11 protein-coding genes and 1 tRNA gene are annotated in these 13,060 nt (G+C 56.0%); 8 read left to right on the top strand and 4 right to left on the bottom strand.

Annotated elements, in window-relative coordinates; all coding sequences use genetic code 11:
- Positions 1 to 14 precede the first annotated feature (14 nt).
- Positions 15 to 944, bottom strand: a complete 930-nt coding sequence (locus tag DY251_RS06940) for a carbohydrate kinase family protein (protein WP_116623164.1) — start codon at positions 942 to 944, stop codon at positions 15 to 17.
- Between the two features lie 232 nt (positions 945 to 1,176).
- Here DY251_RS06940 and recA point away from each other — a divergent pair, with 232 nt between their 5' ends.
- Together recA and DY251_RS06930 are read left to right on the top strand one after the other, a co-directional pair.
- A complete protein-coding gene (gene recA / locus DY251_RS06935; RefSeq protein ID WP_116623163.1) occupies positions 1,177 to 2,262 on the top strand; it encodes a recombinase RecA in 1,086 nt (361 codons plus the stop codon).
- Positions 2,263 to 2,557: 295 nt separating this feature from the next.
- Complete coding sequence (locus tag DY251_RS06930; protein ID WP_116623162.1) at positions 2,558 to 3,622, top strand: glycoside hydrolase family 25 protein; 1,065 nt, start codon at positions 2,558 to 2,560, stop codon at positions 3,620 to 3,622.
- 76 nt (positions 3,623 to 3,698) lie between these two features.
- On the opposite strand, the gene DY251_RS06925 is transcribed toward DY251_RS06930, so the two are convergent.
- Positions 3,699 to 3,944 (bottom strand): YMGG-like glycine zipper-containing protein, encoded by a 246-nt coding sequence (locus tag DY251_RS06925; protein WP_116623161.1) that lies wholly within the window; start codon positions 3,942 to 3,944, stop codon positions 3,699 to 3,701.
- Positions 3,945 to 4,210: 266 nt separating this feature from the next.
- On the opposite strand from DY251_RS06925, the gene DY251_RS06920 reads away from it, so the two are divergent.
- Positions 4,211 to 4,284 (top strand) — tRNA-Gln (locus DY251_RS06920).
- Between the two features lie 640 nt (positions 4,285 to 4,924).
- Here the strand turns inward: DY251_RS06920 and DY251_RS06910 are convergent.
- Together DY251_RS06910 and DY251_RS06905 are read right to left on the bottom strand one after the other, a co-directional pair.
- The gene (locus tag DY251_RS06910; protein WP_116623159.1) at positions 4,925 to 5,641 is read right to left on the bottom strand and encodes an aspartate/glutamate racemase family protein; all 717 of its coding nucleotides are present in this window, start codon (positions 5,639 to 5,641) and stop codon (positions 4,925 to 4,927) included.
- Complete coding sequence (locus DY251_RS06905; RefSeq protein WP_116623158.1) at positions 5,641 to 6,558, bottom strand: 3-hydroxyacyl-CoA dehydrogenase NAD-binding domain-containing protein; 918 nt, start codon at positions 6,556 to 6,558, stop codon at positions 5,641 to 5,643. The genes DY251_RS06910 and DY251_RS06905 overlap by 1 nt, the downstream gene beginning before the upstream one ends.
- Before the next feature lie 338 nt (positions 6,559 to 6,896).
- Between DY251_RS06905 and DY251_RS06900 the strand changes: the two genes are divergently transcribed.
- From DY251_RS06900 to DY251_RS06880, 5 genes are read left to right on the top strand one after another with little or no spacing between them, the layout of a single operon-like run.
- Positions 6,897 to 7,823: a 3-hydroxyacyl-CoA dehydrogenase NAD-binding domain-containing protein gene (locus DY251_RS06900; RefSeq protein WP_158553228.1), complete on the top strand. Its 927-nt coding sequence runs from the start codon at positions 6,897 to 6,899 to the stop codon at positions 7,821 to 7,823.
- Positions 7,813 to 8,760 carry a 3,5-dioxohexanoate:acetyl-CoA acetone transferase gene (gene kce, locus DY251_RS06895; protein WP_116623156.1) on the top strand — a complete coding sequence of 316 codons (948 nt, stop codon included), beginning with the start codon at positions 7,813 to 7,815 and terminating at the stop codon, positions 8,758 to 8,760. The genes DY251_RS06900 and kce overlap by 11 nt, the downstream gene beginning before the upstream one ends.
- 51 nt (positions 8,761 to 8,811) lie before the next feature.
- Entirely contained in the window at positions 8,812 to 10,887 is a 2,076-nt protein-coding gene (locus tag DY251_RS06890; protein ID WP_116623155.1) for a hydantoinase/oxoprolinase family protein, read from the top strand.
- Positions 10,884 to 12,668, top strand: a complete 1,785-nt coding sequence (locus DY251_RS06885) for a hydantoinase B/oxoprolinase family protein (RefSeq protein ID WP_116623154.1) — start codon at positions 10,884 to 10,886, stop codon at positions 12,666 to 12,668. The genes DY251_RS06890 and DY251_RS06885 overlap by 4 nt, the downstream gene beginning before the upstream one ends.
- A gap of 40 nt (positions 12,669 to 12,708) precedes the next feature.
- Positions 12,709 to 12,990 carry an ABC transporter substrate-binding protein gene (locus DY251_RS06880; RefSeq protein ID WP_116623153.1) on the top strand — a complete coding sequence of 94 codons (282 nt, stop codon included), beginning with the start codon at positions 12,709 to 12,711 and terminating at the stop codon, positions 12,988 to 12,990.
- Positions 12,991 to 13,060: the final 70 nt, after the last annotated feature.

Here is a 13,060-nt window from a genome sequence, read left to right as displayed (position 1 = left end):
TCCGGTCGCGGTCTTCATGCCATTTGCCGGGCTTGGGGCACAAGCGCGAGTTTCTTCGCGAACGAATCGGGTTCGAGTTGAGATACGGCCTTGCCACTTTCGAGCGTCAGCAAAGCAGCCGCGACGCCTTGGCGTACCGCGTCCTGAAACTTCGATCCCTCGAGCAATGCTGAAATGGTTACGCCAGCGAGTGCATCGCCAGCGCCTGTTACATCCACGAGCCGCGTCGGCGGAGGTGGTTGCAGTGAGAAGGCGCCCTGCTCGTCAAATAATATCAGCTCGCCGCCGCCTGATGTAATGACGCCTGCTTGCAGGCCGGTTGAACGCAATACCTGTGCGGCTTCTATCGCTGAGATGTCGGCGCTGGCGGCAAGTACCCGCGCTTCCGTGATATTCATGAACAGGCACGCGAGATTAGCCAGAATTGTTCGCAGTCGAACAACCTTCGCGGGCGAGACAGCAATAGCGAAAATCGGCTGCGCTTCGCTGAGCGCAGCAAGCCGTTCAAGGCCGATCGCGGGAATATTCGCGTCGCACAACACCGCGTCTTGTGTGGCAATTACGTGCCGGATCGTGCTTCGGCGCAATTGCTTCGGAAACGCCAGGTCGTACAGCCCCATATCGGCGAATCCGGCTATCAAGTCGCCGTGACGGTCGAGCAACGCGGTATAGCTCGGAGTGGTGCGGTCAAGAAAAGTTGCAGACAAGTCTGCAATCCCGGCATCCGAAATCGCGCGCGAGACCTGCTCGCCGGCACTGTCACCGCCGCGCACGGACACAAAGGTGCACGCCTGACCCCGCTGAACGGCATTGCGCAGCGCGTTTAGCGCCCCACCGCCAATATCCTCCAGCATTCTGCCAGGATTGGAGGCGGCCGGAACATAGTCGCCCGCGATCTGTCCGCGCCGGTCTATGTGGCCACCTCCGATGCCGATCAATCTCATAGATAAACTGCCACCAAAATCCTCGAATCAATAACCACGTATCGCTTCCTCAAAAGCTCCAGACTTTCATGGCCGAACCAGAATCATATAGCAAGAACTAAATAGGAACATTTGTGGATATCATAATTAAATCAATTCGTTGAAGCCTCTTGTCAAACAAGAACAAAGCATGTACAACATTTATATCAAAGAGCACTGATGAGCCTTCATAGGCGTCCAGGGGAAATGTATCATGGCACAAAATGTTTTGAGGCTCGTAGAGGATAACAAGGCAGTGGACAAATCGAAGGCGCTGGACGCCGCGTTGTCGCAGATTGAACGCGCGTTCGGCAAAGGCTCGATCATGCGTCTGGGGGCAAATGAGCAGGCGGTTGAAATCGAGACTATATCAACGGGGTCATTGGGCCTCGATATTGCATTGGGTGTTGGCGGATTGCCGCGCGGCCGCATAATCGAGGTCTACGGGCCGGAAAGTTCGGGTAAGACCACGCTTGCGCTGCATACTATTGCAGAAGCGCAGAAAAAGGGTGGTATCTGCGCCTTTGTAGATGCGGAACATGCGCTTGATCCTGTCTATGCTCGCAAACTTGGCGTCGAGCTCGAAAACTTGCTGATCTCGCAGCCGGATACGGGCGAACAAGCGTTGGAAATCTGCGATACGCTGGTTCGTTCAGGTGCGATCGACGTTCTGGTGGTTGACTCCGTGGCGGCGCTTACGCCGCGTGCGGAAATCGAAGGCGAAATGGGTGAATCGCTTCCGGGCTTGCAGGCGCGTTTGATGAGTCAGGCGCTGCGCAAGCTCACTGCCTCGATCTCTCGATCCAATACGATGGTTATCTTCATCAACCAGATCCGCATGAAGATCGGTGTGATGTATGGTTCGCCAGAGACGACGACAGGCGGCAATGCGCTGAAATTCTACGCCTCCGTGCGACTGGATATTCGCCGCATTGGCTCGGTTAAGGATCGTGAAGAAGTAGTCGGCAACCAGACCCGCGTGAAGGTGGTCAAGAATAAGCTTGCGCCGCCCTTCAAGCAGGTTGAGTTCGACATCATGTATGGCGAGGGCGTCTCCAAGATGGGGGAGCTTGTTGATCTTGGTGTCAAGGCTGGCGTCGTTGAGAAGTCTGGTGCCTGGTTCTCCTATAATTCTCAGAGATTGGGGCAGGGGCGCGAAAATGCGAAAGTATTCCTGCGTGAAAATCCTGATACCGCACGGGAGATCGAACTGACACTGCGTCAGAACGCTGGTCTTATCGCGGAGAAATTCCTGGAGAATGGCGGTCCTGGCGAGCAGGATGTCGCGTCGGATGGCTGATCCTTTAAGTGGCTAATTGCAATTATGGTTAAGCCACCGGATTTGTCCGGTGGCTTACAAGGCTCGATGGATGCGTTTTCTTTTTTATTTATGATTTCAATATGTTGGAGCAGTCTTTGGCATATTCGGTAATATTGTCGGTCTGATCTTGTGCGCCGAAGGATCGGAAGCGGCAGAGCGAAGGCGAGATGCTGAGCAATCGATTCAAACTTTATTGAGAATTGGCCAATAGCTGTTTCGTGATGTTGCCCGGAGGCTTGGCCGTCGGCTGGTTTTGTTTGTGGTTCAGGTCGTGATGCGTTTGCGCAGCCTTGGTTCAGTTTTTGTATTTTGCCTGGCGGCTGCGGGCTGCACGAGTTCCGGTATCGAGGATTTGGTTCCGACCTCTTCCGACACCACGGCTTCTATTGTAAGGCCGAAAAGCCTGGTTTCGCAGGAAGCAGTCTTGGAAATGCCTGAGGCGCAGCAGGACGCATTAGTTGCTGCTGTACGTCCGCCTGATGCGATAGGCAATTCTCCGGCGCTGCGTGCGGTCGATGAAGTCACTGTGGTTCCTACACTAAAGCCTTCAGAAGAGGTTGATGTGGCTTCGCTCATCGCGCCGATGCCTTCAGTACCGAAGCCGATGCAGCGGCCCGTTGCTACGGCTGCGCTGCTAAAGCCTGACTTTGTCAGCCGCCGACGCTTTCGAGATGCGAAGCCTATAAATTTTGGCAGGGCATCGCCCCGTGATTTGGCGGTTCACGGCGTGGATGTATCGCGTTGGCAAGGTGTGATTGATTGGGAGCGTCTGCGCTCCCAAGGTGCGAATTTTGCTTATATCAAGGCGACGGACGGCGGCGACCATCTCGATCCAATGTTCAGGACGAACTGGAATGGCGCTCACAAGGCGGGGCTACGACGCGGGGCTTATCACTTTTTCTATTGGTGCCGGACTGCCTCAGAGCAGGCGGATTGGTTTATTCGAAACGTGCCGCGCGTTGCTGGAGCGTTGCCACCGGTCATCGATGTGGAGTGGAACGGCGAGTCGAGTTGCAAGCGGCGACCATCTGCAGCGCAGGTGCGCGAAAAGATGCAGGTATTCATGGACAGGCTGGAGCGGCATTATGGTCAGCGCCCGGTCATTTATACGGCACCGGACTTCTATGCTGATAATTTGCGCGGAGCCTTCCCGAATCATCCATTTTGGCTGCGGGCGGTCGCGCAGCACCCGTCGCGGGTTTATCGTGATCGCAAATGGGTGTTCTGGCAGTATTCCGGGTCAGGGCTATCACACGGCGTCAGTGGACGGATCGACCTGAATGCATTCCACGGATCTGAGGGTGAGTGGCACAATTGGCTCGCCGGCAACGTGCATTAGGCATCGGCGCTACTAGGCGAAGTAATCAGACCGGCGTATCCGATAAGTGACGGCCGGTCTGAGTTGAGCGCGTTTTCTATCTGCAGCGCGCAGTGTAGATTCGACCGCGGTGGTCACGATACTGGCAGTATCCGTTTCGGAGATTTCGTACCAGCAATCCACCCAGAGCGCCTGCGCCTGCGCCGATTAGCGCACCTCTTCCGCCATCCACAATACCGCCGATGACAGCGCCCGCAGCGGCGCCGGTTCCGACGTCCCGCTCGGTTGTTGTGCAGCCCTCCAGTGAAACGGCTGCTATAATTGCAATAATTGCCTTCCGCATGTTGCCTCTCTCCGCAGATTGACACGGTATGGTGTCACTAAAGATTGGCGTTGTGAAGCGGACATACTCAACTGGGTTAAGGCGGCGGCTGGGGCAATCGTCACGGATATCTGGATTGTCACAAAAAGAAATTGGCGCTGCACTTGATCGGAGTCGAAGATGTGCTAAAAGGCCGCCCACAGACGCCTAGGCAATGTGGCGGCGGCTCTGGAAATTTCTGATCGTGCATTGCGAATGCAATTGAGCCGACTGATTTTTCAAAGTGTTGGGGAATAGGTTAACGGTAGACCCACGGACTCTGACTCCGTTAGTCCTGGTTCGAATCCAGGTTCCCCAGCCAAGCAATTTCACTAGATAATTAAGATGGTTAGCGGATCGCAGATTGCTTGTTTGCAGCTTTCATGTCGCGCCTATGTTGCAAACTATTTCTGTTGAATTTCAACAGCTTCCGCTGGTACGCGGCTGCTCGAAGCGACATGATATGCGAAAAGAAAGCGTTGCTTCGGGAGGGAAGGTGCAGGCAAATTATCCTGCTGAAACTCGCCGATAAACCACCCGAGTTTTGCAGCGAGAATGGTATCTCTACTGAGTATTGTCGTGCGATTTAAGGTGAACCTAAAAGCAGGATGACGTTAAGAACCGCTCACAACCGGCGGTTATCGCTTATGTCTCGTCTGATTCTGAAGGATCTGGCCTGTAGGCACCTCTGGCGCCAACTGCCGCTGCACAGCCGCATTGATGGACGGGCCCAATTCCGTCCGGCTCTCGACGCTGAGCTGGGCCTCGCCTTCCTCGACGCGAATATTGATGCAATTTCCAACGTGCATGGAATCTTCACGGCGTCCCATAGTGCATGCGCCGTGAGATCCGTGCGCAGAAGGAAGCGGTGGCTTTCCTTAACTGTACCAGCTTCCCTCTTAGCTCCAGAGCCCAAACGGCTCAGATGAAACCCTGGCGACAAAATATTGGATAAGCGCCCGCTATTTTGTCAATTGGTAGTTTGGGCTTCCACAGTGCACAACCAGTCTGCGCATCTCCACAACAGCGCTATGCGGCGTCGTAAGGACGGTAGCGCCGGGCATGCTTCGCTGCACCGCGCTCCTCGCTCGCGCCTGCGAAAATTGGCCGAGAACAACGGTGTCAACTAGTCCCGCATAGCGCGCAGCCGCCTCGGCGAGTAACGCGTCGTGCTGTGGTGAATCGCCCGATTTCAGCGCTTGCATGGCGCCCTCTACAACAACGGTGGTCAAAGAAATCGACTTTCCCCGCTGGCGTGCCATTTCTTCAAATTCAGCCTTGAGAGTTGCCTCGGATGGCTGGAAACTCACCATCAAGAGGAAGCGAGTTCCTTTTTCGAGTGCTTGGGAAAAGGCTGCTTCGTTTGGGCGCAATACGGGAATAGTCAGCCTGGCCTTTATAGCATCGATTGCGGGACCAAATGCCGAGCATGTAAACAATATCCCTGCGGCCTTTCCGCCCTTGCCGGTGCTCGTGGACGCGTAATTCGCCAGTGTCGCGAAACGCTGCATCATGGCTGCGTCGAGTTCTCCGGCAAGAGCCCGATCTACCGAAAGCGATGTGTCAAGAAGGTCGAAACAAAAAGCTTCGGGCCATGTTTCCGCAAAGGCAATGCGCGCAGGTGCAACGGATTCTTCAAGGGCGTGGATCAGCGCGATCCGAGGCGTGTCGAGTGTCATTAAAGCCTGCCTCCAGCTTTTGCTGCGAGCACTCGCACAAGCGCCGCGTCGCGCTCGGCTTCAAGTTCCTCGATTGTGCGGCCGCCCGCCTCCTCCAATACGCCTTCCACGATTTTTCCTACAAGCTCTTGCGTAAGTGTTGGCGTTCCAAGTGATGCCCAGCGCCTCTCCTGACTCGGACCCAGGTGTCTGAGATAGTATTCGATTCCTCCGCTGCCACCGCCGAGGTGGTATGCCATATGCGCGCCGATAACAGACCATCTGAGGCCTGGCCCATTCACCAGCGCGGCATCTATTGCACTTACGCTGGCTACTCCCTCTTCAACCAGACTTACCGCCTCGCGCCAGAGCGCAGAGGCCAGGCGATTTGCGATATGTCCGACCGCTTCACGGTCAAGAACGACAGTGTGGCGACCGAGACCATCATAGAAGCCTCTTGCAGTTTCCCTCGTTTGCGGATGGGGTGCGAATATCTCAACCAAAGGCATCAAATGCGGCGGGTTGAACGGATGCGCCGTGATGAAACGGTCAGGGGCGCGAAGACTGGAAGCCAGCATCGACCAAGTGAGCGATGAGGTGCTGCTGGCTAGGATTGCATCCTTGGACGCTGATTCCTCAATCTGTTCATAGAGTTCAATTTTGACGGGGACTGATTCAGGGGCATTTTCCTGAATCCAGAAGGCGCTCGCAACCGCTTCCTGCAGCGTTCCTACGGCCTGAATGCGACCGATCTCGCTGAGCGAAGGTGCGATGGAACAAACCTGGCGGAGAGCATGGCTGCTCTTCGCCTGAAATCGCTCTTCCCAATTGTTAGCGGGATCCCAGGCTAGAACATCGTAGCCATGCGCCGCGAATAGTGCGCTCCAGCTTTGACCAATAAGACCCGCGCCGATCACTGCAACGGTTCGATCCTGCATCCCGGGCCTCTCCCTTTCTGATAGCGAAATGTACTGGCGCAACATCGAATTTTCGTTGCTTAAACTGCCGCCAAGCGATCCCCCATCTCAGCCTGCGCTCATAAACAAAATACGCAAGAAATTTGATTTGGTGTCAAGCGCTATAACAAAATAACAATCTCGAACAATATTTGGCATTTTTCTCTATGGTCAAAATTTGCCTCTTAACGGCATAAAATCCACAAAATTTGCGTGTATGCGAACGGAAATATGATCGAACAATTCTAAAAATTATTTTGTTACAACAATATTGACTTGCTGCAAGTTGCGATCCTACAGTCATGAAAAAGGGGAACGCCATGAAGGCGCGACAGATCGCAATATTAGGCGGTGGCCTGATCGGCCGCTCGTGGTCCTACATGTTTGCCCAGTCCGGACATAGGGTTCGGATCTGTGACGAGGCCAGCGAAAGCATCGTGTCCGCGCGCAACTGGCTCGCTGGAGAATTGTCTTCTGAAGATACGGCTCGGGTGCAGTTCTGCTCCTCGTTGGAGGACGCAGTATCCGGCGCGGATTACGTTCAGGAATGCGTTTCCGAACTGATCGACGTGAAGCGTGCAATTTTCAGAGAAGCAGTTTCGCTCGCGCCTGCCAGTTGCATTTTCGCGTCATCGACTTCGGCCTTGTTGCCTGACGCAATCTTTTCAGACATCGCTCATTCGGATCGATGCCTCGTAGCCCATCCAGCCAACCCGCCGCATGTGCTTCCAATCGTGGAACTGGTGCCCGGTAGGAGTACGTCGGAACGGACGATGGATGAGGTCGAAGAGTTGATGCTTTCGCTCGGACAAGACGTTGTGCGGCTGAAACGTGCGTCACCAGGCTTCGTTCTCAACCGGCTGCAGGCCGCACTTGTTGAGGAAGCTCTCTCTCTGGTGGAGGCGGGCATTGCTGACCCTGACGATATCGACCGGACTGTTCGATCTGGGCTGGGTATGCGCTGGGCCTTTGTCGGGCCATTCGAGACAATGGATCTCAACTCCAAGGGTGGCTTCGAGATGTATACCCGCACCTTGGGGCCGGCGCTTGCCGCTTCCGCGCCGGGCGGCCCTGAAACCAGCAAATGGAACGGCGGCGCGCCTGCAAGGGTCGCAACCGCGCGGCGGCAATTGCTGAAGGTTTCCGACATTCCGGCTCGTCAGAGCTGGCTAATACAAAAACTCAAATTGTTGAGAGCGTTGAAGAACGGCGTCGAAACAGCAGGTGAGGAACAGCATGAACGATAAATCGAAATCCGCTCGCAAGGTAATCATCACCTGCGCAGTGACGGGATCGATCCACACCCCTACCATGTCCGAGCATCTGCCGTTAACGCCGGCTGAGATTGCAGAAAGCGCACTCGGCGCGGCGAAGGCAGGAGCAGCGATCCTTCATCTGCATGCGCGAGATCCAAGAGACGGAAGTCCGACGCCGTCTCCAGATGTTTTCAGTGAGTTCCTTCCGCAGATCGCTGCGGAAACAGACGCCGTGCTGAACATCACGACGGGTGGCGGACATAATATGACCGTTCAGGAGAGACTTGCAGCTCCTCTGAGGTTCAAGCCGGAGATGTGTTCGCTGAACATGGGTTCGATGAACTTCGGTCTATTTCCGATGTTGTCGCGCTATCCGAACTGGCGTCACGATTGGGAGCCGCGTTATCTCGAAAATTCGCGCGACTTCATCTTCAGGAACACCTTCAAGGACATCGAGTACATCCTGAAGCATTTGGGGGAAGATTGCGGCACGCGCTTCGAGTTTGAGTGCTACGACATCGGTCATCTCTATACGCTGGCGCACTTCCTCGAACGTGGCTTGGTCAAGCCGCCGCTATTTGTGCAATCCATCTTCGGCATTCTTGGCGGCATTGGCCCCGCACATGCCGACGTCATGCACATGCGCACCACGGCTGATCGGTTATTTGGCTCGGACTACCAGTGGTCGATCCTTGCCGCCGGTCGTCACCAAATGAGCCTCTGCACCATGGGCGCAATCATCGGCGGCAATGTTCGCGTGGGCCTTGAAGACAGCCTGTACATCGGAAAGGGCGAACTCGCCAAGACGAACGCCGACCAGGTGGCGAAGATTGGACGCATACTTAAAGAGCTATCGCTGGAAATCGCCACACCGGCGGAGGCGCGAAAGATGCTCGATCTCAAAGGCGCCTCTCAAACAGCCATCTGAGCATCCACCAACGTGACCGACACCGAGACCTGCTAGGGGAGACTACCACCGATGCGCTTCGCAACTGACACTGGGGGAACGTTCACGGACTTGGTGGTCGAGGACGACGACGGCAACGTTCAGATGTTCAAGGCGTCGACCACGCCTGACGATCCGATACGAGGTGTTCTTGATGTTCTTCAGATTGCAGCGGACCAACTCGGCCTCGACCGCGCAGATATGCTCGGCAAGGGTGATCTGTTCATTCACGGAACTACGCGGGCAATCAACGCAATCGTCACTGATACGGCCGCAAAGACAGCGTTGCTTACGACTTGGGGCAACCCCGAAGTATTGGTCCTGCGCGAGGGTGGGCGCATCGAACCATTCAACTTCACGGTGCCCTATCCGAAACCATACATTCCAAGATCTCTGACATTCGAAGTCGTAGAGCGGGTGCTATACGATGGGACAATCGATATCGCGCTCGACGAAGCTGCCGCGATTGAGATAATCGCCCAGTTGAAGGTGCAGGAGGTTGAGGCGGTAGCCGTTAGCCTGCTCTGGTCAGTCGTCAATCCAATTCACGAAAAGCGCCTCGGAGAGTTGCTGGCCGAGCATCTGCCCGGCGTGCCGTTTACACTCTCGCACGAGGTGAACCCCATTCTCAGGGAGTATCGGCGCACATCCGCAGCGGCTATCGACGCTTCGCTGAAACCGCTGATGACCGCCTATATGGAGACGCTTGAAGCGCGTCTTCGCGATGCTGGTTTTGCTGGGCGCGTGCTGGTGCTCACGTCGCAGGGCGGTGTTCTCGATGCGGCTGATGTAGCAAAACAGCCTATCCACTCAATCAATTCAGGTCCATCAATGGCGCCGGTCGCTGGTCGCTACTTTGCACTGGCCGATGTTGGTGCTTCGGATGCAATCGTCGCAGACACTGGCGGCACGACCTACGATGTAAGCCTCATCCGGGGCGGTTCTATTCCGTGGGCACGCGATACGTGGATTGGGCAACCATTCCGGGGCCACATGACCGGCTTTCCGTCAATCGACGTGAAGAGCGTTGGCGCTGGCGGTGGCTCAATTGCCTCTGTGGATGCTGGTGGCCTCCTTTCTGTCGGTCCACGCAGCGCCGGATCGGTGCCTGGCCCGGTGTGCTATGGCAATGGCGGCACTGAACCTACCGTGACTGATGCTGCCTTGGTGCTCGGCTATCTCAATCCTGAAAATTTCTTGGGTGGGGCTATTACGCTCGATCTCGAAGCGGCGCGGCACGCGGTCGAAACCAAGATCGCGAAGCCACTCAATCTTTCCATTCATGACGCGGCTGCTGCCATCCTCGATGTCGTCACCGAGAATATGGTTCAGGCCATTGACGACATTACGGTCGCGCAGGGTTTTGACCCCGCACAGGCCGTTCTCGTTGGCGGTGGTGGCGCGGCTGGCTTCAACTGTGTGCTGATTGCACGCAGGTTGGGCTGCAAGGAGTTGATCATGCCACAGGTTGGCGCGGCTCTTTCTGCTGGTGGCGGCCTTATCTCCGAACTAACCAATAATTTCCGTGTGGTCGCGGCGACGCGTACAGACGAGTTTGATCATGAGGTGGCTCGGTCCGCTCTCGCAGAACTTACATCCAGAGCGAATGCCTTTCTTGCGAACACAGGTGATCAGGCAATCGATAGCCGGATGACTTTCAGCATCGAAGGTCACTATCCATCGCAAGTCTGGGATATTGAGGTCCCGCTGCCTCAAAGCGCAATTGATGGCGAGGCTGGCGTCGCGGCCTTAGAAGAAGCATTCCATCAAACACACGAAAAGCTATTCGCTGTGCGCGACGACGGCTCGCCGGTCGAGATCGTCGGATGGCGTGTGGATGTGGCGGTGAAAATCCGCTCCGGCGAAATCGGCCAAATGCACAATATCGCCGTCGCGCAGGGTTCTGAAAATCGCCGGTGCTTCTTCCGCGAGACGGGTGTCGCCGACGTACCGTTGGTGAGTTTCGCCGACATGCATGAAGACAGCAAGATCAGCGGTCCGGCAATCGTAGAGTCTCCGTTCACAACTGTTGTGGTGTTTCCCGGATCCGAAGCGCGGAAGGTCGCATCGGGATCGGTCGTCATCGAAATTCTAGGAGAAAACGCATGAACGCCGCCGCTACCCGACCAGTCGACGCGCACCTCGCGTTTGATGGAGTCAAGCTCGCAATCCTCAACAACCGCTGGGAAGCGGTTGCGCGCAAAATGGCGAACACGCTGCTGCGCACTGGTCGTTCAGGAGTTTTGGCAACAGCGCGAGATTTTTCCTGCTGTATCGTGACCGCCGACAATCGCCTACTCGCAACTGCTGAGAGCATTCCGATTCACGTGCTTGTCGGTCCCGACATGATGGCGAAATCGATGTGCGACCTGCACCCGGAACTGAAGCCGGGTGATGCCTTCCTGCACAATTCGCCGTATCATGGATGCTCGCATGCCGCGGACCTTTCCATCCTTGTGCCGGTCTTCGACGAGAACGGAAAACATCGCTACACTGCAATCGTGAAAGCCCATCAGGCGGATATCGGCAACTCGATACCGACCACCTATTATGGGCACGCCAAAGACGTCTACCAGGAAGGCGCGCTGATCTTCCCCGCCGTTCAGGTTCAGCGCGACTACAAGGACATTCAGGACATCATCCGGATGTGCAAGATGCGCATCCGCGTACCCGAGCAATGGTGGGGCGACTATCTGGGCATGGTTGGCGCGGGCCGCATCGCCGAGCGGGAAATACATGCCATCGGCAACGAATTCGGCTGGGACCAATTGGCGGAATATGGTGAGCAATGGTTCGCTTACAGCGCCGAGCGGATGAAGGATGCGATCTCTAAACTGCCTCGGAAGACAGCAACGTCGTCCAGCACGCATGATGCTCTTCCCGGCACTCCAAAAGACGGTGTGAAGATCAACGCAACGGTGGCAGTCGATCCCACCGACGGCTTCATCGATATCGATCTTACCGATAACATCGATGCGCTGGAACTGGGCATCAACGTGTCGGAAGCCTGTACGCGAACAGCGGCTTTGATAGGCGTTTTCAACTCCATAGATCACAATGTTCCGCGCAATGCGGGTTCGTTTGGGCGCGTGCGGCTGAAGCTGCGGGAAGGTGGGGTTGTCGGCATTCCGCAGCACCCGACCAGTTGCTCGGTGGCAACCACCAACGTCGCGGATCGTATCACCAACTCGGTACAGACAGCGATCGCATCCATGGATAGCCGGTTCGGACAGGCCGAAACCGGAGCACTCAGTCCAGCAACGATGGCTGTAATTTCGGGCAAGGACCCCCGAAAGGGTCGCCCCTTCGTCAACCAGATATTCCTTGGCGTGACTGCTGGCGCTGGTACGCCGACACAGGATTCATGGATGACGATCGCGCATGCCGGCAATGCGGGCATGCTCTACATCGACAGTATCGAGATAATGGAAATGGCCTATCCAATTCGCTGCTATCAGCGACGGCTTGTGACGGATTCCGAGGGAGCAGGGCAGTTTACTGGGGCGCCCAGCCTGATGGGCGAGTACGGCCCCGCTGGATGCGAGATGACCATTAACGCGGTCAGCGACGGCACCTTAAACCAAGCCAAAGGAGCCGCTGGTGGTGGCAAAGCCTTCGGTGCGCGGCAATACCGAAAGCGCGCGGATGGAAGCCTTGAGGAGCTGCCCGTCGTGGTTTCGGTAACGCTCGCTCCAGATGAACGTGTTGTCTCTTACTCCTGCGGGGGTGGTGGATTTGGTGATCCTAAAACGCGTGCCGTCGAGAAGGTTTTGAACGACGTGCGCGAAGGCCGCATCGGCAAGGATAGAGCGCGTGAGGTCTACGGCGTTGCCGTCGATGACGTTTTCTCGCTCGACAGTGCGGAGACGAAGAAGCTTCGCGCGAGCTGAATACAGGTTGGAAATCTGCAATTAACAGAGGAGAACTGGCATGAAACGCATGGTTATGGCGGCTTGCGCCGCCGCTTTCTCCGTCGCAGGAGTACATCTTGCGAACGCCGAGGGTGAGCCGATTGTCATCGGGGTTGCCTCCGGCCAAACAGGGACGCTTGCGCCTTGGGATCAGGGTGCCGCCCGCGGCGCCGAGCTTGCGGTAGAAGATATCAACGCGAAGGGCGGTGTTCTTGGCAGGCCTTTGAAACTGGTAGTTCGTGACACGAAATCCGACCCTTCTCTTGGACCGACAGTCGTGTTGATTTCCACCCAGAAGTGAGCCGGGTAGGCGTCTAATTTCCACTGAGAATTGAGCCATGTGAACCTTTCCCCAAAGCGGTGAGCGGCGG

This window comes from Mesorhizobium denitrificans (assembly GCF_003403035.1).
Taxonomy (GTDB): Bacteria; Pseudomonadota; Alphaproteobacteria; order Rhizobiales; family Rhizobiaceae; genus Mesorhizobium_G; species Mesorhizobium_G denitrificans.
This window is presented reverse-complemented; position numbering and strand designations above follow the sequence as displayed.